General features: G+C 66.3%; 22 protein-coding genes and 1 pseudogene. 15 read left to right on the top strand and 8 right to left on the bottom strand.

Annotated elements, in window-relative coordinates:
- Positions 1–8: 8 nt before the first annotated feature.
- From OVA21_RS12345 to OVA21_RS12330, 5 genes are all read left to right on the top strand, one after another.
- Positions 9–635 (top strand): sugar transferase, encoded by a 627-nt coding sequence (locus tag OVA21_RS12345; protein ID WP_268092487.1) that lies wholly within the window; start codon positions 9–11, stop codon positions 633–635.
- Positions 632–1,273, top strand: coding sequence for a NeuD/PglB/VioB family sugar acetyltransferase (locus OVA21_RS19355; protein WP_442778926.1), 642 nt, complete (start codon positions 632–634; stop codon positions 1,271–1,273). The genes OVA21_RS12345 and OVA21_RS19355 overlap by 4 nt, the downstream gene beginning before the upstream one ends.
- Positions 1,270–2,592 carry a hypothetical protein gene (locus OVA21_RS12340; protein WP_268092486.1) on the top strand — a complete coding sequence of 441 codons (1,323 nt, stop codon included), beginning with the start codon at positions 1,270–1,272 and terminating at the stop codon, positions 2,590–2,592. Before OVA21_RS19355 ends, OVA21_RS12340 begins: the two co-directional genes overlap by 4 nt.
- Positions 2,507–3,868, top strand: coding sequence for a glycosyltransferase family 4 protein (locus OVA21_RS12335; RefSeq protein ID WP_268092485.1), 1,362 nt, complete (start codon positions 2,507–2,509; stop codon positions 3,866–3,868). Before OVA21_RS12340 ends, OVA21_RS12335 begins: the two co-directional genes overlap by 86 nt.
- A gap of 273 nt (positions 3,869–4,141) precedes the next feature.
- On the top strand, positions 4,142–4,849 hold the full coding sequence (locus OVA21_RS12330; protein ID WP_268092484.1) for an alpha/beta fold hydrolase: 708 nt from the start codon (positions 4,142–4,144) through the stop codon (positions 4,847–4,849).
- Between the two features lie 123 nt (positions 4,850–4,972).
- Here the strand turns inward: OVA21_RS12330 and OVA21_RS12325 are convergent, their stop codons facing one another.
- Both OVA21_RS12325 and OVA21_RS12320 read right to left on the bottom strand, forming a co-directional pair.
- The gene (locus OVA21_RS12325; protein WP_063972591.1) at positions 4,973–5,197 is read right to left on the bottom strand and encodes a hypothetical protein; all 225 of its coding nucleotides are present in this window, start codon (positions 5,195–5,197) and stop codon (positions 4,973–4,975) included.
- Positions 5,198–5,441: 244 nt separating this feature from the next.
- A complete protein-coding gene (locus OVA21_RS12320; RefSeq protein WP_268092483.1) occupies positions 5,442–6,788 on the bottom strand; it encodes a GMC oxidoreductase in 1,347 nt (448 codons plus the stop codon).
- Positions 6,789–7,131: 343 nt separating this feature from the next.
- Between OVA21_RS12320 and OVA21_RS12315 the strand changes: the two genes are divergently transcribed.
- The 5 genes and pseudogenes from OVA21_RS12315 to OVA21_RS12295 all read left to right on the top strand — a co-directional run.
- Complete coding sequence (locus OVA21_RS12315; RefSeq protein WP_007634049.1) at positions 7,132–7,845, top strand: alpha/beta fold hydrolase; 714 nt, start codon at positions 7,132–7,134, stop codon at positions 7,843–7,845.
- Between the two features lie 213 nt (positions 7,846–8,058).
- Positions 8,059–8,631: an SOUL family heme-binding protein gene (locus OVA21_RS12310; protein ID WP_007634051.1), complete on the top strand. Its 573-nt coding sequence runs from the start codon at positions 8,059–8,061 to the stop codon at positions 8,629–8,631.
- 72 nt (positions 8,632–8,703) lie between these two features.
- Positions 8,704–9,804 (top strand): type IV toxin-antitoxin system AbiEi family antitoxin, encoded by a 1,101-nt coding sequence (locus OVA21_RS12305; RefSeq protein ID WP_268092482.1) that lies wholly within the window; start codon positions 8,704–8,706, stop codon positions 9,802–9,804.
- A complete protein-coding gene (locus tag OVA21_RS12300; RefSeq protein ID WP_268092481.1) occupies positions 9,782–10,630 on the top strand; it encodes a hypothetical protein in 849 nt (282 codons plus the stop codon). The genes OVA21_RS12305 and OVA21_RS12300 overlap by 23 nt, the downstream gene beginning before the upstream one ends.
- A gap of 6 nt (positions 10,631–10,636) precedes the next feature.
- Positions 10,637–10,786 (top strand): annotated as a pseudogene (locus OVA21_RS12295) (helix-turn-helix domain-containing protein); the annotation flags it as partial.
- Between the two features lie 51 nt (positions 10,787–10,837).
- Here OVA21_RS12295 and OVA21_RS12290 read toward each other — a convergent pair.
- Complete coding sequence (locus OVA21_RS12290) at positions 10,838–11,446, bottom strand: hypothetical protein (protein WP_194307360.1); 609 nt, start codon at positions 11,444–11,446, stop codon at positions 10,838–10,840.
- 70 nt (positions 11,447–11,516) lie between these two features.
- On the opposite strand from OVA21_RS12290, the gene OVA21_RS12285 reads away from it, so the two are divergent.
- On the top strand, positions 11,517–12,656 hold the full coding sequence (locus OVA21_RS12285; protein WP_268092480.1) for a plasmid pRiA4b ORF-3 family protein: 1,140 nt from the start codon (positions 11,517–11,519) through the stop codon (positions 12,654–12,656).
- Between the two features lie 75 nt (positions 12,657–12,731).
- Here OVA21_RS12285 and OVA21_RS12280 read toward each other — a convergent pair whose 3' ends face one another.
- The 4 genes from OVA21_RS12280 to OVA21_RS12265 all read right to left on the bottom strand — a co-directional run bounded on the left by OVA21_RS12280 (position 12,732) and on the right by OVA21_RS12265 (position 16,355).
- Positions 12,732–13,181: a helix-turn-helix domain-containing protein gene (locus tag OVA21_RS12280; RefSeq protein ID WP_139019124.1), complete on the bottom strand. Its 450-nt coding sequence runs from the start codon at positions 13,179–13,181 to the stop codon at positions 12,732–12,734.
- Between the two features lie 183 nt (positions 13,182–13,364).
- A complete protein-coding gene (locus OVA21_RS12275; RefSeq protein ID WP_268092479.1) occupies positions 13,365–14,204 on the bottom strand; it encodes a siderophore-interacting protein in 840 nt (279 codons plus the stop codon).
- Positions 14,197–15,255, bottom strand: a complete 1,059-nt coding sequence (locus OVA21_RS12270; protein ID WP_007634060.1) for a FecCD family ABC transporter permease — start codon at positions 15,253–15,255, stop codon at positions 14,197–14,199. Before OVA21_RS12270 ends, OVA21_RS12275 begins: the two co-directional genes overlap by 8 nt.
- Positions 15,252–16,355 (bottom strand): FecCD family ABC transporter permease, encoded by a 1,104-nt coding sequence (locus OVA21_RS12265; protein ID WP_223210273.1) that lies wholly within the window; start codon positions 16,353–16,355, stop codon positions 15,252–15,254. Before OVA21_RS12265 ends, OVA21_RS12270 begins: the two co-directional genes overlap by 4 nt.
- Positions 16,356–16,418: 63 nt before the next feature.
- Between OVA21_RS12265 and OVA21_RS12260 the strand changes: the two genes are divergently transcribed.
- Genes OVA21_RS12260 through OVA21_RS12250 form a run of 3 tightly spaced genes read left to right on the top strand, consistent with a single transcriptional unit; the run spans position 16,419 to position 18,496 of the window.
- Complete coding sequence (locus tag OVA21_RS12260) at positions 16,419–17,354, top strand: ABC transporter substrate-binding protein (protein WP_043569174.1); 936 nt, start codon at positions 16,419–16,421, stop codon at positions 17,352–17,354.
- The gene (locus tag OVA21_RS12255) at positions 17,354–18,196 is read left to right on the top strand and encodes an ABC transporter ATP-binding protein (protein ID WP_268092478.1); all 843 of its coding nucleotides are present in this window, start codon (positions 17,354–17,356) and stop codon (positions 18,194–18,196) included. The genes OVA21_RS12260 and OVA21_RS12255 overlap by 1 nt, the downstream gene beginning before the upstream one ends.
- Positions 18,197–18,238: 42 nt before the next feature.
- A complete protein-coding gene (locus OVA21_RS12250; RefSeq protein WP_268092477.1) occupies positions 18,239–18,496 on the top strand; it encodes a type II toxin-antitoxin system ParD family antitoxin in 258 nt (85 codons plus the stop codon).
- Positions 18,497–18,510: 14 nt separating this feature from the next.
- Here OVA21_RS12250 and OVA21_RS12245 read toward each other — a convergent pair whose 3' ends face one another.
- Positions 18,511–19,128 carry a response regulator transcription factor gene (locus OVA21_RS12245; RefSeq protein ID WP_067716063.1) on the bottom strand — a complete coding sequence of 206 codons (618 nt, stop codon included), beginning with the start codon at positions 19,126–19,128 and terminating at the stop codon, positions 18,511–18,513.
- Between the two features lie 127 nt (positions 19,129–19,255).
- Between OVA21_RS12245 and OVA21_RS12240 the strand changes: the two genes are divergently transcribed.
- On the top strand, positions 19,256–19,534 hold the full coding sequence (locus OVA21_RS12240; RefSeq protein ID WP_069388436.1) for a WhiB family transcriptional regulator: 279 nt from the start codon (positions 19,256–19,258) through the stop codon (positions 19,532–19,534).
- The last annotated feature ends 699 nt before the right edge of the window (positions 19,535–20,233 follow it).

The raw sequence follows: 20,233 nt of genomic DNA, 5'->3' as shown, positions 1-20,233 counted from the left end.
ACCGCTTGATGAGTAGTCAATTTGGAACTTTCGATTCGAGTAAACGAGCGTTTGATGTCGTACTCTCCGCGGCTATGTTAGTGGTGCTCGCGCCAGTAATTGCGGCTCTATGTGTGGCGGTGAGGTTGAAACTTGGCCGGCCCGTATTCTTTCGGCAGGAGCGGCCAGGGCTCAACGGAAGAGCATTCAATCTTATAAAATTTCGAACCATGTTGATACCGAACCCAGAAAAGGGCATCGAATCAAACGAGCAACGAATGACCAAATTCGGTCTAATTTTAAGAAGTTGGAGTTTGGATGAACTTCCGAGCATCTGGAACGTGCTTGTCGGAGAGATGTCGTTGGTCGGACCCCGCCCCCTCCTCCCATCATACTTGCCGCTGTATACAGCCGAGCAGGCACGGCGACACGAAGTAAGGCCTGGTCTGACAGGTCTGGCTCAGGTGAACGGACGAAATGACTTGGACTGGGATAAGAGGTTCAAGCTAGACGTCGAATACGTTGACAATCGCTCTTGGGCGCTTGACATCAGAATCATGGCTTTGACAGTGCGAAAGGTTTTGCGTAGAGAAGGAGTTGTCACGGCAGGTCACGTAGTCGGTGCCCCGTTTACTGGACCGAAGGACGTTACGTGACTCGGATAGTGATAGTGGGCGCAGGAGGATTTGGCCGCGGTGTGTTCTCTTGGATCTCGAGTTCTCCTAGGCATCTTGAGCAGTTCGGTATCCGCAGTATCGTGCATGTGGACGATGATCCGAATGCTCGAGCCGAGACCGAGATTGTGGGTCGTATCGTCGATTATCGACCCCAAGAGGATGACCGGGTAGTTTGTGCGATCGCACTGCCTTTGGTAAGGCGGCAGATCGTCAGCCTGCTGTCGTCTAGGTCGGCGAAGTTCCACACTTTCGTCGACGACAGGTCCACGCTGGCGCCAGGTGTTCATGTGGGGGACGGTTCCATAATCTGCCCCGGAACCGTTGTGTCTACCGATGCAAGAATTGGGGACCATGTGCATATCAACTTCAATTGCTCGATTGGGCACGATACTCGTATTGACGCTTACTCGACTCTCAGTCCGTCAGTTAACTTGATGGGCGAAGTTGCTGTCGCTGAGGGGGCGTTTTTCGGTGGTAGTTCCACAGTCCTTCCCCGCATCGCGGTTGGGAAGTCCGCTATTGTCGGGGCGGGCTCCGTTGTAAATCGCGAGGTGTTAGCGGGTGCGACGGTTGTTGGTAACCCCGCGAGTGCGATCGTCCGAAGGGGAGACCGATGACAATTCGTTCAAGAGGCTATTGGATCTTGGATTCGATACGGGGCGGGGCAGTTTCGGCAGAAATCGAGGAGGTTCGGCGGGGTCTGCAAAGCCGCCCAGAAACGTACGCTGCCGGTCGACTTAGGGAGCAGCTCGAAGCGGCCGCTAGGACGGTTCCGCTCTACAAGAAGTTCCAGGGCGCCACTGATCTGGCCGAATTTCCAGTGATGAATAAAGGCGAGGTCAGCGGTTCTTACGACTTAACAATTGCGGACGGCGTCGACCGAACTTCTGTTCATATCGCTTCCACAAGTGGGTCGACGGGCACTCCGTTCAAAGTACTTCATGACGGCGCTAAACGGCGTAGAGCGCAGGCGGATGCGATTTACTGGGGGCAAGTCGCTGGTTATGAACTGGGGGAGCCTCTTGCCTATATCAAAGTCTGGAGCGGGCACAATAGGGTCGGGCCGGTTACTAGAATCATGCGCAATGTTTTTCCCATAGATGCCACTAGCCTTGAAGGCGGCGAACTGCTTCGGCAAATCGAACGGGCTGGGCGGCGTGGCCCACTTAGCATCGTCGCCTACGCGTCAAGCCTGGAGGCGCTCGCAAAGACTCTCGATGGCCGTGCTGCGCGTGGGTTCTCTGCGGAAGAACTCCCTCGTGTCACCTCAATTATTTCTCAGTCTGAGTCCCTCGAGATTGAGGTTAGAGAATCACTCGCAACACATTTCGGAATAGTCCCGGTTTCGCGGTATGGGTTAGAAGAGCTTGGAATTGTGGCACAGCAACAAATCGGGGGCGGCGAGGAGTATCGAATTAACTCCGCCTCGCATTTCGTCGAGGTTCTCAAACTCGACGAGGATAAGCCAGCTGTTCCAGGCGAACTGGGCAGGATTGTAGTAACAGATCTGGTTAACCGCGCACAACCACTAATTCGGTACGATACCGGGGATCTGGGCGTCGCCAAGCTAGACAGGGAAGGGAGGGTTGATCCCCGATATTTGGCCAGAATTCAAGGCCGTCGCCAAGACCGTATTTTCGACACGGCTGATAGGCCGTTGGCTCCGCAAGTCATGGCAGGCATCTGGTGGCGGTATCCGGAAATACGACAATATCAGCTGGTGCAGCAAGGTAAGGGCGACTATCTAATTCGGTTGAACATTGGCACGAGGAGCATGGAGACTGGCTCGATTGTCGCTGATTTCAAGAAGGTGGTGGGGAGGGGCGCGTCTGTGAAGGTAGAGGTAACCGATGAGGAACTCGTGTTTTCGTCGGGTAAGAGGAAGAGGGTTGTCAATCTTTATACTCCGCCCACGCCGTACGAAACTGGCGCCTAAAGTGAGCAGCGTCAACAGTGGCGGCAGGTCTTCGGCCCCAACAACTAAACATGTTTGGATTGTGAACCACCACGCGGTTCTTCCTTCAAAGGATGGTGGGCGAGCCCGCCACTTCAATCTCGCGAAGTGTCTCCCTGAATGCGGATGGACTAGTTCCCTCATTGTTGCTAGTACTCGGCATTCCGACGGACGGCAGGCTCTCGAAGGCCTTAAATTGAAGAAGCGAGACAACGAAGAAGGGGTGGAGACGCTTTGGGTTCGAACCAATGCATATGGACAAAGTCTTGCTCTCCGGTTTCTTGGGATGGTGGTATTTTCGGCTAACCTGCTGAGGCCGGGGATTACCCGCGATCTTCAGCGGCCGGATGTCGTCCTGGGAAGTACGGTTCACCCATTCGCGGCTTGGGCTGCCTTCTGCCTTGCTAGGCGCAATGAGGTTCCGTTCGTCTATGAAATACGAGACGTCTGGCCCGAGTCTCTGCACGATATTGCAGGCATTAGTAAGAGGCATCCAATTTCGATTCTGATGACATTAATGGATTCCTTCTTGATCAGGCGTGCTTCGTTAGTGGTCTCACCCTTGCCTAATGCCAACTTGCACCTTCGCGAGATGGGCTTTCCTGACAAGCCATTTCTTTGGGTGTCCAATGGAACCGAGGTTCCACCGGGGACTGATGAATTGGCTGATTGCCCCGGTCGCCCATTTACCTATATGTATCTGGGGGCTCACGGCAGGGCGAACGATTTAGAGCACATCCTCGCGGGTTTCGAGAGAGCCTGCGAAATTGATCCCGAGAGTCCCCCTTTGCTAAGGCTTGTGGGTGACGGAAGTCGAAAAAGGGCTCTTGCAGAACAGGCTGCTTCCTTAAAGTGTGCCGCGCGGATTAGCTTCGAGGATCGAATTCCTAAGTCTCAGGTTTTGGCTCGGGCCCGCGAGGCTGATTGCCTTGTTGCATCCGTTCCGGAAAAGGCGATATATCGTTTTGGAGTGAGCCCTAATAAGTACTTCATGTACATGTCGGCGTCGCGTCCTGTAATCACCGCTTCTAATGCGCCTAAAGATCCCATTCGCGATAGCCGGGCTGGTTTAGCCGTGGCCGGGGAAGACGTAGAGGCCCTTGCTCGGGCGATGGTAAAGATGAAGAATCTCCCATTGAGGGACCGGAGGGAGTTTGCGAGGAATGGTCGGGCCGAGATCGAGGCACGGTACACGTTCGGCGTGCTCGCTAAGAAACTCGCGAAGGGGTTGGAAGCCGCATCCGCCCATTCTTTGTAGCCCGAAGTTAACGGGGGCTTTGGCGCGGTGACCTCTCTTCTGCGGCTGTATTCTTAGTTGTGAGAGGCCGACCGTACTGGCCGAGATACACCTTCGTGTCCCGCGCCTGCGCGGCTGTAGCGCCCACGGGAATACTGTGTCCGGCCCGGTATGAGGACCCCGCTCTCGCGCGAACTGGTGCACGTGGACAGCTTCGAATACTTCGCTAAGTCTGGGATTGCTGTGCGGCGGGTGCCGCCAGCGGCGACCGCTATGCACACCTAGGCTGGTGCTATGACTAAGCTGGTCTTACTCCCTGGCCTCCACGGTGACGCCCAGATGTGGGACCCGGTGATCGGCGCGCTGCCCGACGAACTAAGCGCCACGGCCCTCGACCTGCCGGCCGCGGCCGACCTCGAGTCGCTCGTTGACCAGGTGGCCGAGCAGATCGCGGCCGGCAGCGTGGTTGTGGGGCATTCGCTTGGGGGAGTGGTGGCCATGCACCTGGCCGAGCGGCACCCCCAGTTGCTGGCCGGGCTCGTGCTGGTCACCGCCCCTGTCGGCGCCGAAGACCCCGGGTCCGCCAAGGCCCGGGCCGAGCGGGCCGCCGGCCTGAGCCAGGAGCAATACGAGGAGATCGCCCTCGACGGCATGGAGGCCGTCTACTACGGCGACCGCGGCCACGACCCGCAGGTCCGCGCCGAGCGTCTGCGCGCCGCGCGGGTGTACGGACCCGAGCGGTTCGCCGCCCACTCCATCGCGATCGGCGCACGGCCCGACCGCTGGGACTTCCCCGCGACGGCTCCGTGCCCGGTGTTGATCGTGGGCGCCTCACACGACCAGGTGGTGCCCACCGACGAACAACGCCGGTGGGCCGAGGCGAACTCGGCGTCGCATGTGACCTACGTCGAGATTCCCGAGACCGGCCACATGCTGCCCGTGGAGGTCCCGGATCAGCTGGCCAGCGCGATCAGCGACTGGCTCAGCTCCCTCGAGAGCTGACCCCGCCGGTTCCGCGCATCCCGGAGGCCGCGGGTCGGGTGGGGGAGGAGGACCTCGTCGTCGTCGACCCCGTCCCGCCCCACCCGTCACAGGCGGGGCCGGCCGGCCCTCAGTGGCCGCCCGTCACTTGTCGTCCGTACACCCCGCGTACCGCACCGTCCACGTGGACCCGATCGGCATCATCACCGTGACCCGCTCACCACTCTCCGTGGGGCCCGTCGCCGACACCTGGCCATCCCGGCGGCGCACACGCTTGATCGCCCTGACCCACGTCTGCAACTCCTCGGAGTACACCTCCGAGAAATCGCCCAGGCCCAGGTTCTCCACCGTCCACGTCGACACCGTCATCCGTTCCCTCCCAGAAAGCTCGCCGCACGGACACCCCGGCGACAGACGCCTGAGGTGATCCACCTGCTCCTCACTCGCCAGACCGTGCGCGTTCAGCGGCATCGCGACCCACGTCTTGCGGACCCCCGTATGGGAGCCGCTGAAAACGCCGGACCAGCACCACGACGAACGGGCCGGTCCCCGGCGGGGAGTCCGGCCCGTCGTCGTCGCCCGTGCCACCCGGACCCGCGCAGATGCGGTTCGGCTACTTCAGGTCGTTGGCGACGATGGCATCCATGTTCCGCTCGGCGAGCGCGGTGATCGTGACGAACGGATTCACGGCCACATTGCCCGGGACGAGGGAGCCGTCGACCACGTAGAGGCCGGGGTACTCGTGGAGGCGCCCGTGGTTGTCGGTGGCCTTGCCGAGCAGGCAACCGCCCAGGGGGTGGTAGGTGAAGCCGTCGCCCCAGGTCTTGTACACACCGAACAGGTCGGTGCGGTAGATGGTGCCTTCCTTCTTGTTGATCTTGTCGAAGACCCTCTTGGCCATGGCGATGCCCGGCTGGTTCTGGGACACGCTCCAGGTCAGGTCCACCTTGCCGGTGGCGGAGTTGAACTGGAAGCGGGCCCGCTCGGGGTTGTTCGCGATCGCCAGGTACAGGCTCACGTAGGTCTCGAGCCCGGCCGGCAGGGGAGCGATCTCGGCGAAGATCGACGCGGTGGGGTCGGCCCAGTTGTCAATCCCGAGAGTGGGGATGGTCGACTGCTTAGACTCGGTGGCATCCCACATGTGGTTCGCGCGCCCGACCATGACGTTGCCGTTGTTGCCCCAGCCCTCGCCCACCTGGGACGACGGGTTGGGTAGGAGGCCCTGCGCCTTCATCGACACTAGCAGCTTGCTGGTCCCGATGCTGCCGGCGGCGAAGAACACCTTGTCGGCCGTGACGTTCTTGGTGGCGATCACCGCGCCCTGCTCGTCGATCTGCTCGATCGTCACCCGGTAGCCGCCCCCGGTGGCCGGGGTGACTGCCGTGACCCGGTGCAGCGGCGAGATGGTGAGCCGGCCGGTGGCGGCGACCTGGGCGAGATACGTCTTGTCCAGCGACTTCTTGCCCGCGTTGTTGCCGTAGATCACCTCGCCGCCGAGCGCCGAGGCCTGCGCGGTGCCCGCCGCCTCCCGCTTCATGTAGTCGAAGTCGTAGACGTTGGGCACGAAGGTCGTGGCGAACCCGGAGCGGTGCGCGGTCTTCCGGCCCACGCGGGCGAACTGGTACCAGGGGCTCGACTCAAACCACTCCTGGTCGACGTGGTTGACGCCCAGGGCGGCATTCGCGCGCGGGAAGTAGGTGCCGTACATCTGCGCCGAGTCGACGTTCGGGAGGATGTGCTCGAAGTGGCTGCGCTTGGGCGTGACCGCCATGCCGCCGTTGACCAGCGAACCGCCCCCCACGCCGCGGCCCTGGTAGACCTTGACCCCCGAGAACTTCTCGGCGTCGAGGACCCCGACGTAGCGCTCCACCGTCTTGTCGATCCCGAAGCCCATGAAGTTGCTGACCGGCTGACTGGTGGTGTCCGAGAGCCAGGTGGAGCGCTTGTCCGGATTGAGCATCCCCGAGAAGATCTTGCCGTCCGGCCCCGGTGTGTCCCAGCTGCGGCCCAGGACCAGAATGCTCCCGCGGTGGACAAGCCTGAAGAGACGGTGGATCCCGTCGAGCCCCTGTCGAGCCGACTGTCGAGCCAGAGTCCGGTGAAGCGCCGGAAGTCGACCTGTGCGAAGCCGACGATTCTCCCGAGGCATGCCAGGAGTAGGAGACCCGTCCGCGGGCATTTCGGGGCGGCAGACTTGGTGGGAGAGAGGACGTTGTAGTCGTCGTCATCGTGCCTCTCGGGTTTCCTCCTGTGTTTCCTTGGCCGCCAACTGCTCGCGGTAGCCGCGGGTAGGGTCGGTTCCCATGACGAACCTCGTCCTCCTCCCCGGCCTCCACGGTGACGCGCAGACGTGGGCGCCGGTCATGCGCGCGCTGCCGGACGGTGTTCATGCCACGCCGCTGGACCTTCCGGCCGTGGCCGACCTCGATGCACTCGTCGACGCGGTGGCGGGCCGGGTCGCGCCCGGAAGCGTCGTCGTCGGGCATTCCCTCGGCGGCGTGGTGGCGATGCATCTCGCCGAGCGGCACCCGTCGCTGCTGGCCGGACTCTTGCTGGTCACCGCCCCGGTAGGTGCCGAGGATCCGGAGTCGGCGAAGGCGCGGGCCGACCGCGCTGCAGGCCTGAGTCCGGAGGCGTACGAGGAGATCGCGCTCGACGGCATGGAGGCGGTGTACTACGGCGATCGCGGCCACGATCCCGAGGTCCGGGCCGAGCGGCTGCGCGCGGCACGGGTGTACGGTCCGGAGCGGTTCGCAGCCCATTCGGTGGCGATCGGCGCCCGCCCGGATCGCAGCGAGTTCCCCGCGCGGGCTGGTGTCCCGGTGCTGATCGTGGGGGCGTCGGATGACCAGGTTGTGTCCACCGAGGAGCAGCGGCGGTGGGCTGAGGCGAATGGGGCCGGGGATGGTCGCGTCACCTACGTCGAGATCCCGGAGACCGGACACATGCTGCCGGTGGAGGCCCCGGACGAGTTGGCCGGCGCGATCGTCGACTGGCTTCGCGGACTCTCGGGCTGACCTGGCAGGTTCCGCGCCACTCGGCAGCCGCGGGTCGGGCGGGGTGGCGGAGAACCTCGTCGTCGTCGTCGTTGTCGTTGTCGTTGTCGTCGTCATAGTCGTCGTCGCGACTTCCACCCGCACCACATCGCCCAGGGGCATGCTCGCCTGGCAGTCTCCGGTGACTTGACGCGCGGCGCCGCCACTGGCCGCTCGCGCGCGTACCGTCGATCCATGACCGAGCAGCAGCCGTACGAGGTCCTCGAGCGGTACCCGGAGTTCGAGCTGCGTCGGTACCCCTCCCACGCGGTGGCGGAGGTGTCCGTTCACGGGTCCTTCGGCAGCGCCGGCAACCAGGCGTTCAGGGCGCTCTTCAGGTACATCACCGGTCACAACGAGTCGGCCGGATCGATCGCCATGACGGCACCGGTCGTCCAGGAGTCACCGGGCTCCGAGAAGGTCGCGATGACCGCGCCCGTGGTCCAGGCCGAGGCCGACGGCGACGAGCACATCGTCGCCTTTGTGCTGCCCGCCTCGCTCACCGCCGCGACTGCGCCGGTGCCCACCGATCCTCGGGTGCGGGTCAGGCAGGTCCCCGAACGGATCGCGGCAGCGGTGCGCTACTCCGGACGGTGGAGCGCGTCGGCCTATCGACGTCACCTGACCGAGCTCGAGGCCGCGATCGGCTGGGCCGGGCTGGTCGCCACCGGGCTGCCCAGGTACGCCCGATTCGACCCGCCGTTCACGCCGTGGTTCCTGCGGCGCAACGAGGTCGTGCAGGACGTGGTGTGGCCCGGCGAGGGCTGAGTCGCGTCGCGCTGGCGGTGTTCGGCAAATTGTCCGCTTCCGTTGGCTGCGGAACGGCGCTATTATCCGAACATGATAAACGGCAAGACGATAGATTCGAGACCCCCTTCGGACGCGGAACTCGTCAATGCCGCGTCCCAGACACTTCGCGAGAGACTCCCGCCGGAGTGGAAGATCGATACCAGGCAGGGCGCTACATCGTCGACATCTGGCGGAGCCGATTCTCTGATTGTCGCCGAGGCTCCCGATGGGAGTGCCGCAACATTCTGTGTCACCGTCAAGAGCGCCGTCGTAGCTCGCGACATACCTGCGCTTCGGAAGAGGTGCGGCGACACTATGGCCCAGGTGCCGGACAGTGGGTGCCTGGTCTTGACTCGCTATCTCGCGCCCGCCGACCGTGCGCGGCTCGACGAGGCTGGCATTTCATACATCGATGCGACCGGCAATATGAGGGTTTCATCCCCCGTTCCCGCACTCTTCGTCTCGGATCGTGGTGCCGAAAGAGATCCCTGGCGGGGGCCAGGGCGCCCGAGGGGCACCCTCAAGGGAGAACCCGCAGCGAAGGTAGTCAGAGCGCTACTCGATCTTCCCGGGCCATGGCGTGTGCGGGAACTCGCCGACGTCGCCAAGGCCTCGGTGGGGTCGGTATACCGTGTGATGCAGTTTCTCGAAGATCAGGAACTTGCGCAGCGGCTGCCTGACCGGCGATTCCTGGTGTCCGATTGGGCAGCTCTTCTGCGCAGATGGAGCGACGACTATCAGTTGCTCCGGTCCAATGCCGTGTCCCATTGGATCGCTCCCCGGGGCCTGTCGGACCTTCTCGATACGGTGCGCGAGGAAGAGGACGTCGACTACGCGCTGACCGGGTCCGTCGCAGCAGCAGCGTGGGCTGCCTACGCACCAGCCAGGTCGGCGATGGTGTACGTCCGAAACGTCGAACGTGCAGCGGCGAACTGGGGCTTGCGCGCGACCGAAGCGGGAGCGAACGTGCTGCTGATCGAACCCACTTACCCCGTCGTCATGGAACGCGCCATGACCGCGTTGGAAGGGCTCACGGTCGCCCGCCCGGCCCAGGTGGCTGTGGACCTCATGACCGGGCCGGGCCGGGCACCCGCAGAGGCGAACGAGTTGATCGAATGGATGAGGGCACATGAACAGTCCTGGAGGGGGTAGTGGCGATCTGCTCGTCAGTGCCCGGTCTGCGCTTCTGGACGCGGCCGAGGCGTTGTCCGAGCACCGGGAGTCTCTCGTCCTGATCGGGGCGCAAGCGGTCTACCTTCGAACCGGCGGTCTCCGGGTGGCACTCGCGGAGGCAACGAAAGACAGTGACGTCGCGCTCGACCCTCGCACGGTCGCAGACGAGCCGCTCATCGACGACGCCATGACGCGAGCGGGCTTCTACCGCTCCGATCAACCGGGATCCTGGCTCAATCGAGAAGGGATACCGGTTGACCTCATGGTCCCAGAAGAGCTTGCCGGTGGAGGCGGTCGCGGTGCGCGAGGTGCTCGGATACCGCCGCATTCGAAGCACGCAGCCCGCCGGGCACGAGGACTGGAGGCATGCTTAGTCGACAACGAACAAATGGATGTACCTGCGCTCGATCCGCGAGACAAGCGTCGGGCCCGCCTCCGGGTAGCTGGACCTGCAGCATTGCTGGTTGCCAAACTACATAAGGTCGCCGAGCGTGCTGATGCCCCGCACCGACTGAACGACAAAGACGCGCACGACGCCTACCGGCTCCTCCAGGCGTTCGGTACACATGAGTTGGCCACAGTGTTCTCGCAGCTCCGAACCCATGAACTCAGCGCGGCCGCAACAGAAGACGCCCTCGGGTTCCTCGATGAATTGTTCGCTCGTAGCCCGGAGGCTCTCGGATCGGCAATGGCGGGGCGCGCCGAGGAGGGGATTGGGGAACCTGAACAAGTCGCAGTTGCTGCATACTTCCTCGCTCGGGACCTGCTACTCGAATTGGGTGAGCGACCGACATACGACCCGTAACTTTCGATAGCGGGTGGACCGGCAATTTCGCGAGGCCTGCGCTGGGCACGTGAGCTCACGCAAGAAGACGTCGCGCACAAGCTGCACGTTGGGCAGAACCGGGTATCGGATATCGAACGTGGAGAACTTGATCGGGTGAAGCTCGATACGCTCCGGAGGCTCTCCGAGACGGGCCGCCCGTGGCGTTGGTTGACCTCCTCGTCGTCGTCATCGCTTCCGCGCCGACACGTGCTCGACCTCGACGGACACCGGCCGCCACGAGATCCCGGGGATCGAACGCAGGGGAGCGAACGAGTCGGCAGCGCGCTGCCACGCGACGGACAGACTGTTCGCGATGAGGTCGGCGTCGGCGGGGTGGGCTCGCGTGGCGACGCGACGCAGGAGCTGGACGTCGGTGAGCTTGACCGTGACCGTCCACGTGATCGTGCCCCGGTCGTAGGTTTCGGTGGTCACAGTGCTCTCGACATCGAGAACCCGGAACGCGCCCTCTTCGAGGAGCTCCTCCACGCCGCCCGTGGGCCAGATCAGCCAGGCCAGTTGAGGCAGCGGCGGCAGGGTGGGATCGGGCCCCGCCTCCTCGCTCGCCGGGTCCTCGATCACCGCACCGGAGAACGCATCGACCACCACCGTGTCCTCAAGGTACTGGGCCAGCGCCGCCGTCACCGCCGCCGTGTCGACTATCGCCACCTCCGCGGACACAGTGCAGGCCCACGTCTCGCGGTTCCTCCCGGGGCGGGGCCGCGCAGGCGAGGGTTGCGGGGTGGGCTCAGGCGCGGGCTCGGGTAGGTCGAACAGGTCGGGCTCGACGGTGTCCATGGCAGGTGAGACTACTTCTCCAACCGGGGGGTGTCCTAGCGCGCCGCTCGCATCTCGTATCGTCGGTGAGGTGACGCCTTCGACAGATCGCCCCTACGGACCAGGCGACCTCTCCGCAGATGAACTGAAACAGGCCGTTCTCGATGCGCTGGCGAGCGCGGGAGTCCCGCAGACCGAGTTGATGGCCTCATTGGCGGCCGGGGCTGCCTACCAGTCCCCGTGGGAGCGCCCGGCCGTCAACCGGCGGCACCCGAGGCGCGAAACACCGGTGGTCTACCGCGTCAAGGTCGAGCTGCTGGACTCGTCCCCGCCCATCTGGCGGCGCCTGGACCTGCGCAGCGACCTGGAGTTGCCGCGCCTGCACTTGATCCTGCAGGAGGTGATGGGCTGGACGAACAGTCACCTGCACGAGTTCGTCCACGCGTCGTCGCGCCGGGACCGCGACGCCGAGCACTTCGCCTCCATGGACTACCCCGACGCCGGGGAGATGGGCGAGCTCGACGAGGCCGACGTACGACTCGACGAGCTGGCGCACAGTGCCGGCGACAAGTTCCTGTACCTGTACGACTTCGGTGACAGTTGGTGGCACCGCGTCACCGTGGAGAAGGTCCTGGAGCCCGACGACGACGACGGCGAGTCCCCGGATGCAACCGTGGTGGCCGGCCGCCGGGCATGCCCACCGGAGGACTGCGGAGGGATCTGGTCCTACAACGAGTGGATAGCCGGGGACGCCGACCCGGACGGCTGGGACCCGCACACCCTCGAGTTCTGGGCGGGGTGGGACGCGGAAGCGTTCGACCTCGACGATGCGCAACAGCGCGTGGTCGAGATCGCTGACATGCCCGCCACCCTCCGGGAAGTCCAGCAGGATGAGGCGTCCAAGCTGCAGATACTGCTGGAGCGGATCGGGGACGGCGTCAAGCTCACCGCGGCCGGGTACCTGCCGCCGACGATGGTCGAGCAACTGATGATCGACACCGGCTGGGACCGCAAGTGGATCGGGAAGAACAATCGCGAAGACCTGACGTTCCCGATCTGGCAGCTGAGGGACTGGGCCCGCGCGCTGGGGCTGGTGCGCAAGTACAAGGGCGAGCTCCGCCCGACCCGCCGCGGTACCGCGTTGAAGAACGACCACGAGGCCCTCACCGAGCTCATCGCCCGCAGCCTGCCGCACGACCGGCTCTACGGCACCCCGCTCGACTGGTGGTGACGGGCGTCGTCGGTGCCGCAACCCGGAGAGCTCACCCGAAACAGGCGAGAACCTGCCGACACTGAACCTTCCTTGTCAGGCATTGGACGATCGCCGGTCGAGGTCATCTGCAATGGCGCGGGCACGGTGGGATTCCCGAATGGCGCGAGCAGCTGCAAGGGCAGCTTCATCGAGGGGAGCCGGATGTGCGGCGGTGAGGGCTTCGCCATCGCCCGCCGGTGCATCGGCCGTGTCGGATTCTTCTGGCGAGCGCCGTGGGCGACGGGCTGAGTCGAGTACGAGGGGCATTGAGTCAGGAACTGTGTACGACAGGCGGATCGTGATGCCCAGAACGTCCATCATCGCGAGCACTTTGCTCAGTGACGCGTTGGAAGTGTGTCCGCTCTCGAAGAGGCTCACCCACGAGCGATTGAGGTGGGCTGCCGCCGCGAGGTCGGCCTGACTCATCCCCGCGGCGAGACGGGCGTCCCTCACCGACGTAGCGATGTCGGTAACGGTCCGGGCCTGGGCGGCGAACGTTGCCATGATGCTCCCGGTGTTCGGCGGATCAAACACATCGTAAACGTTCGAAATAGCTAACAGAAGCGGTCACGTTCGCTATTTCCAACACTGCGGGCGCGCACGGCGGTTGTCATCGCCTACGCGGCTCAAGACGGCTGCCGGATCAGATCGGCATGCTCACGATGTGCACACTCGGCAGGCGGACTGCTATAGCGGCCCGCAGAGGCGCCAGTATCCGGTGAACTGGACGCGGGCGGCCTCCTGGCCGCGGGCGAGGAGGTGACGGCGGACGGCCGTGACCATCCCGGACTCGCCGGCCACCCACGCGAACCCGGTAGGGAGTTCGGTTGCGGTCAGCGCGTCGATGAGCTCGCCCGCCGAGCCGGGCGCCGCCGCCGCCACCTCAACCCGGACGCGGTCGGCGTCGGCAGGAGAGACCGCGGGCAGGACAGAGCGGGGGAGCGCGGACGGGTCGGGCACCGCGGCCAACACGTCGAGCGCCAAGGCGGGCGGCCGCTCCTCGATCAGCCGCGCCAGCGCGGGCAGGGCGGTGGCGTCCCCCACGGCCAGCATCCGGTCCACCGCGGGGAGTGCGCGGCTCACCCGCGGGCCGACGATCGTCAGCGCGTCACCCGGCCGGACCGACTCGAGCCAGCGCACGCCCGCGCCCGAGGCGTGGCGGACTAGGTCCACGGCGAGGGCGCCGTCTCGCAAGGACCGCACGGTGTACTCCCGCACCAGCGCGGCGCTGCCCGGTGGGTGGCCCAGCCCGCCACCCGGCGCGGGAACGGGGAGGGTGACCTCGCCCGTCACGGGATCGGGCAGGCAGAAGACCACGACGTCGTCGAAGGACGGGCTGCGCACGGCGGGCACGGCATCGCCGGCGTCGGTGGCGATTTCCCCGAGCTCGTCGCCCTCGAGCGTCACGCGCACCAGCTCGGGAGCGAGGGGTTCGACGGCGCGTACTCGGACCCGCCGCAGCGCGGTCGGCTGCCAGCTCTCCGCCCGGTGGGGGTTGCGCGGTCGCCGGACCGCCTGCTCAGGCACGACGCCCCTCCCGCCACAACAGACCCAGGAAGAACAGCCCGCCGAGCACCACCGTCACCACACCCACCGGAAGCGGCAGGGCAAATGCGTGCTGGGCGACCAGATCCGAGGCCAGGAGCAGCACCCCGCCCAGCAGCGCCGCCGGCAGGACGCGATCACTGCGGGTGAGCAGCCGCGACAGGTGCGGAGCCACCAGCGCCACGAACGAGATCGGCCCGGCCGTCGCCACCGCCGCCCCGGCCAGGACCGTGGCCGCCGCCAACAGGACCAACCGCGTGCTCCGCAGTCGCACGCCCAGGGCCACCGCGACGTCGTCGCCCAGCGCGAGCGCGCGCATGGCCCGGGACCGACTCGCGATGACCACCGACGCCACGAGCAGCACCCACGCCAGCGGCCAGAGCTCGGACCAGCCGCGACCCTGCAGCGAGCCCGTGAGCCAGATCTGGGCGGTGACCGCGCTCGCCACGAAGCCGCGGGAGAGCAGGTGCGCCACGTACGCCATCGCCAGGGCGCCCAGGGCCACGCCGAGCAGGACCAGGCGGGCGCCGCTGAGCCCGCGCCACCACGTCAGGGCCAGGATGAACCCGGTGGTGAGCGCCGCGCCCGCGAGTGCGCCCGTGGCGACCTGCGCGATCCCGCCGCCCAGCACGAGGATCACCGTCGCCCCGCCCGCCGACGCGCCCTGGGTGATGCCGATGATGTCCGGGCTGGCCAGCGGATTGCGGGTGAGCGCGCAGAACAGCGCGCCCGACGTCGCCAGAGCCGCGCCCACCGCCAGCGCGACCAGCGCCCGGGGCAGGCGGCGTTCGTGGATGAAGAAGTTGGTGGTGCGGTCGGGTGCGTCGCCGAGCAGGGTCGCCACCGCGTCGGGGACCGAGATGATGAACTCGCCGATCACCAGCGAGGCGGCCACGAGTATGACGACGACGACGGCGAGGATCGCAGTGACCCACGCAGTGCGCAGGTGCAGCCGCACCGAGAATCGGCCGGCGGCGAGGAGGCGTTCGTCGCTGGGCAGGCCTGTTGCGGGGCGCGGTGCGGTTATCGTCATGCGACACCCACTCGTCGGCCGGCGGCCAGGTACGCCACCAGCAGCGGCGCGCCGATGAACGCCATCACCACGCCCGCCGGGGTCTCGGACCCGCCCGCGATCACCCGGCCGATCACGTCGGCCGCCAACAACAGCGCGGGCGCCACCACCATGGACAGCGGGACCACCCGGATCAGGCTCGGACCGACCAGACCGCGGACGAGGTGGGGCACCACCAGACCCACGAAGCTGATGGGGCCGGCCAGCGCCGTGGCGGTCCCGGCGAGCAGTGCGACGGCGACGAGCGACCACACCCGCACCCACCCGGGGCGCACGCCCAGCGCCACCGCCGAATCGTCGCCCAGGGCGAGCGCGTCCAGGCCGCGCAGGAGCAGCAGGGCGATCACCGCGCCCGCGACGACGAGCGGGATCACGCCGGTGACCTCGTCGATCGACCGCGCAGTGAGCGAGCCGACTTGCCAGAAGCTGTACGCCTGCAGGACGGTCTCGTCCAGCACCACGAACGTCTGGCTGAGACCGGACAGCACCGCCGCCAGCGCCACCCCGGCCAGCGTGAGCCGAACGGGTGAGGACGCCGCGAGCGCCGAGGTGCTGAGCAGCAGGATGATCGCGGACGCCACGCCCGCGCCGGCCAGCGCGAACCACACCGTGGAGGCCAGGCCGAGGCCGCCGGTGAGCGTCGCTCCGGCGACCACCCCCAGCGCGGCGCCGGCATTGACGCCGAGGATCCCCGGGTCGGCGATCGGATTGCGGGTCACGGCCTGCATGAGCGCCCCGGACGCGCCGAGCGCCGCACCGCACACCAGCCCGAGCACGGTCCGGTTGGCCCGCAGTTCGCCGACGATCCCCACCACGCTCTGCGTGCCCTGGCCGAGCAGGGCGCCCACCACCTCGGCGGGCGGGATCGGGCGTGCGCCGATCGCGAGGCTGGCCACGACGGCGGCCGCCAGGGCCAGCACGGCCACGATTAGTCCGGGGAGGAATCCGACCCCGCGGCGGGGTGGCTGGGCAGCGCTTGCTGCCGGGGCGGCTGCCCGGTCGGGGGCCGGCACCGCGGGCCGTGCGTCGGCGTCGGCGTCGGGGAGAGGTCGTGGGGCCACGGTGGAACCCTAGACCAGACTAGTTGTTAGGTGAGCCTTGCCTGTGTGGTTTGATCTGTATCCATGACCAGAATCTCACGCCGGCGCCGCTCGGTGCCCGCCCTGATCGCCATGGCCCTCGCCTCCGCGGTGGCCCTGTCCGCGTGCTCCGGCAGCAGCGACACTGCCGAGGCCTCCTCGGACGACGCCTACACCGTCACCCACGCGATGGGCGAGACCGTGATCGACGGGACGCCCGAGAGGGTCGTCGTCCTCGACTCCCCGCACCTCGACGCGCTCGTCGCACTCGGCCACACGCCCGTCGGGATCACCGAATCCGGCGCCGGCACCGGCGCCCCGCCGTACCTCGGCGGCGTGGACGCCGAGATCGTGGGTCTGACCTCCGAGCCCGACATCGACGCGATCGCCGCGCTGGCCCCCGACCTCATCATCGGCGCCAAGGTCCGCCACGAGGCCATCTACGACGAGCTCTCCGGCATCGCCCCCACCGTGTACTCCGAGAACTCCGGCACCGACTGGCAGGAGCAGGCGCGGATCACCGCCGCCGCCGTCGGCGAGGACGACGAGATGGAGCAGCTCATCGACGACCTCGACACCCGCATCGCCGAGGTCGGTGAGCAGGTGGGCGCCGAGGGCACCACGCTGTCGATCGTCCGGTTCCGCCCGGACAACTTCCGCCTCTACGGCCCCGAGACGTTCTCCGGCTCGATCCTGTCCCAGATGGGCTTCGACCTGGGCGAGCGCGAGTGGAACGAGTACTCCATGGCCGAGCTCTCCCCGGAGCTGTACGAGCAGATCACCGGCGAGGTCGTGTTCTTCACCAACCCCGGCGGCGACCCGTCGGCCACGACCATGGCGACCGTGACCGGACTGTGGGGCGACCTGCCCGCTGTGAAGTCCGGCCAGACCTATGAGGTCGAGGACGAGACCTGGATGGTCGGCATCGGCGTCCTCGGCGCCGGCGAGATCCTCGACGACGTCCAGGAGATCCTGGGCTGATGCGCCCCACCTCCCTCGGCCGTGATGCCCGCGCCGGCGCCCAGCTCGAGCGCGGGCGCGGGCTCACGGTGGAGGGGGCGCGGCTCGCCTACGAACGCCGGGTCGTGGCCACCGACCTCGACCTGGAACTGCCCGAGGACGCGTTCACGGTGATCGTCGGCCCCAACGCCTGCGGCAAGTCCACGCTGCTCAAGGCGCTGGCCCGGGTGATCGCTCCCGGCGAGGGGCGAATCCTGCTCGACGGACACGACCTGCACAAGCTGCGGACCAAGGAGGTCGCCCGCCGGATCGGGCTCCTGCCGCAGGGCGCCGTCACTCCGGAGGGGATCCGGGTCGACGACCTGGTGGCCCGGGGCCGACACCCGCACCACAGCCCACTACGCCAGTGGAGCCGCTCCGACGACACCGCCGTGACCGCCGCGATGGCCGCCACCGGCGTGTCCGATCTGGCGACCCGGTTCGTCGACGAACTCTCCGGCGGCCAGCGCCAACGCGTGTGGGTCGCCATGCTGCTGGCCCAGGAGACGCCCATCCTCCTGCTGGATGAGCCCACCACCTACCTCGACATCGCGCACCAGTACGATGTGCTGGACCTGCTCCGAGACCAGCACGAGAGCGGTCGCGCGGTGATCGCCGTGCTCCACGATCTCAACCAGGCCGCCCGCTACGCCACGCACCTGGTCGTGATGAAGGACGGCCGCGTGGTGGCCACCGGCGCCCCGGCCGAGGTCCTCACCGCCGAGCTGGCGGAGCAGGTTTTCGGGCTCCCGTGCCTGATCGCGGCCGACCCGGTGACGGGAACGCCCACCGTGGTCCCGCTCGATCGGCGTGGCCGGAGCTGAATCCGGAGCCACGGTGTTACCAATTCTTGGTATCGTTGCCGCATGGGTCAGAACACCTCCATCAGTTTGGACCAACACTTCATCGACTTCCTCGCTCGCGAGGTCGATTCCGGGCGCTACCGTTCAGCCAGCGAGGTCGTCCGAGCAGGGCTCCGGCTCCTCGAGGACCACGAAACCCAGCTCGCCGCGCTGCGCCGCGCGCTCATTGCCGGCGAGGAGAGCGGTGCGCCGGAGGAATTCGACTTCGACGCGTTCTTCCGGCTCCTCCACCAGCGAATGAATCCGTCCCGTCACGTGTGAAGTCGCACTCAGTCCTACCGGTCGGGCTTGAGGCCGTTCTCGATGCCCCACGCGACAGCCTGCGCCCGGGTGGTCACGTCCATCTTGCGGTAGGCCGAACGCACGTAGGTCTTGACCGTGTTGAGCGAGAGGTAGCACTGCTCGGCGATCTGGTCATTGGACAGCCCCTGCACGATCAGGCTGACCACCTCGGCCTCACGGTGCGAGAGGCCGGCCTCCTTGGCAGGCCACTTGTCGGGACCCATGATCGGCAGGCCCGTTCCCGTGAGGGTGACGCGGTTCCCGGCGGCGATCTGCTCGATGCCGCTCACCAGCTCAGGCGCGGTCAGGGACTTGGACAGGAACCCGTGGGCGCCCGCGTCGAGGCTGTCTCGGACCGCGGCCGGGTCCGAGGTGAACGAGTAGACGGCGACCGCCCCGATGGTCGGATCCTGCAGGAGGTTCTCGAGGCGGTCGTCCTTGCCCAGGGATGAGGCGAAGGAGTCGTACAGGGCCACGTCCACCGTGGCCGAGCCGCTGGTGACCATCTCCTTCTCCACCATCTCGATCCGGTCGGAGTAGGGGGCCAGGAAGGCGTTCACCCCGGCGACGACGACGAGGTAGTCATTGACCACTGTGACCCTGATCGGCATGTGCAGAGCCTAGCAACGGACGACAACCGGCCGCGCCAGCGATTACACCCCTAAGGGTGAGGCGCGCCCGGGTGGTCCCGGGAGACACTTCGTCGTTGATCTTCCGCCTTCCGCGACAGGAGTACGAGTGCCACGGTTCAGGAATCTGAAACCCACATCGGAGTACTGGGCTTGGAGGGACGACGGAGCGTGCGTCGGGGACCCCGACCTCTTCTACAGTGCGGAGGACGAGCCCAAGGGAGTGCGTCGTCGTAAGGAGGACGCCGCCAAGGCGATCTGCTCCGGCTGCGCCGTGCTCGAGACCTGCCGGAAGTTCGCGATCGAGGCCGGCGAGCTCTACGGCGTCTGGGGTGGGATGACCGAACTCGACCGGCACAAGCTCGCCGGGCGGCAGCGGACGGGGTGAGATGAGGGGTTCCAAGCTCACGCGAGCTACCCGGGCTGGGGTGGAGCTGCAGTCCTCGTACCGACCCGCCCCAGGTGAGGATGTAGGAACGTACCACGCACTCGCGTGGGAGTCTCGACATGGCCCACGACGCCTGCCCCACCCATAAACCACCCTCGGAACTGACACTGAAAGCTCGGAACGCTCTGGTTGGCGGCCTCGTCGAGTGCTCATAATTGAGCGATCGGTGCTGGTCTCGCCTGAGCAAACGCGATCAAAATCGACCTCGCTATGAGATCGGGGTGCGCGAGGCGGCGGTCGCGACGCGGCGGAGGACGGCCGGTTCCGTGCCACCCGGTGACTGCGGGCCGGTACCAGCCGGCCCGCCACTTCCGCTGCCCGTTGTCTGAGACGTCGACGTCATGGGCATTGCTTGCCGTTGGCCCCGGCGCGCCAGCCTTGCGGCAGCGCTGCCGAGCTCCCGATCACGCGAGGGCTCAACGATGAGGTCGTCCAGTCACAGTTTGGCGGTATCAGGCCAGCGCGCAGCCGCGCGACCGGTGGCGATGACAACGACGTTGCGGCGGTGATCCAGAGTAGGGGTGCGCGCCGACTCATGTGTACTGCATGAGTGCGGGATGGATCGGCACTACTGCTAGAGGGCAGGGCCCTGAGGGGAAGGCATGCAGGAGCCGTCAGGACCTAGAAACGCCGGATCGC

It is taken from the genome of Dietzia sp. SL131, from assembly GCF_026672565.1.
Classification (GTDB): domain Bacteria; phylum Actinomycetota; class Actinomycetes; order Mycobacteriales; family Mycobacteriaceae; genus Dietzia; species Dietzia kunjamensis.
The sequence above is the reverse complement of the archived record's forward strand: the minus strand, read 5'-3'. Positions and strand labels throughout refer to the sequence as shown.

Excerpts from the sequence above, each read along its gene's own strand:
- OVA21_RS12345 (WP_268092487.1), top strand. The coding sequence starts at position 9 with ATGAGTAGTCAATTTGGAACTTTCGATTCGAGTAAACGAGCGTTTGAT.
- OVA21_RS12340 (WP_268092486.1), top strand. The coding sequence starts at position 1,270 with ATGACAATTCGTTCAAGAGGCTATTGGATCTTGGATTCGATACGGGGC.
- OVA21_RS12335 (WP_268092485.1), top strand. The coding sequence starts at position 2,507 with ATGAGGAACTCGTGTTTTCGTCGGGTAAGAGGAAGAGGGTTGTCAATC.
- OVA21_RS12330 (WP_268092484.1), top strand. The coding sequence starts at position 4,142 with ATGACTAAGCTGGTCTTACTCCCTGGCCTCCACGGTGACGCCCAGATG.
- OVA21_RS12325 (WP_063972591.1), bottom strand. The coding sequence starts at position 5,197 with ATGACGGTGTCGACGTGGACGGTGGAGAACCTGGGCCTGGGCGATTTC.
- OVA21_RS12320 (WP_268092483.1), bottom strand. The coding sequence starts at position 6,788 with ATGCTCAATCCGGACAAGCGCTCCACCTGGCTCTCGGACACCACCAGT.
- OVA21_RS12315 (WP_007634049.1), top strand. The coding sequence starts at position 7,132 with ATGACGAACCTCGTCCTCCTCCCCGGCCTCCACGGTGACGCGCAGACG.
- OVA21_RS12310 (WP_007634051.1), top strand. The coding sequence starts at position 8,059 with ATGACCGAGCAGCAGCCGTACGAGGTCCTCGAGCGGTACCCGGAGTTC.
- OVA21_RS12305 (WP_268092482.1), top strand. The coding sequence starts at position 8,704 with ATGATAAACGGCAAGACGATAGATTCGAGACCCCCTTCGGACGCGGAA.
- OVA21_RS12300 (WP_268092481.1), top strand. The coding sequence starts at position 9,782 with ATGAACAGTCCTGGAGGGGGTAGTGGCGATCTGCTCGTCAGTGCCCGG.
- OVA21_RS12290 (WP_194307360.1), bottom strand. The coding sequence starts at position 11,446 with ATGGACACCGTCGAGCCCGACCTGTTCGACCTACCCGAGCCCGCGCCT.
- OVA21_RS12280 (WP_139019124.1), bottom strand. The coding sequence starts at position 13,181 with ATGGCAACGTTCGCCGCCCAGGCCCGGACCGTTACCGACATCGCTACG.
- OVA21_RS12270 (WP_007634060.1), bottom strand. The coding sequence starts at position 15,255 with ATGACGATAACCGCACCGCGCCCCGCAACAGGCCTGCCCAGCGACGAA.
- OVA21_RS12260 (WP_043569174.1), top strand. The coding sequence starts at position 16,419 with ATGACCAGAATCTCACGCCGGCGCCGCTCGGTGCCCGCCCTGATCGCC.
- OVA21_RS12255 (WP_268092478.1), top strand. The coding sequence starts at position 17,354 with ATGCGCCCCACCTCCCTCGGCCGTGATGCCCGCGCCGGCGCCCAGCTC.
- OVA21_RS12250 (WP_268092477.1), top strand. The coding sequence starts at position 18,239 with ATGGGTCAGAACACCTCCATCAGTTTGGACCAACACTTCATCGACTTC.
- OVA21_RS12245 (WP_067716063.1), bottom strand. The coding sequence starts at position 19,128 with ATGCCGATCAGGGTCACAGTGGTCAATGACTACCTCGTCGTCGTCGCC.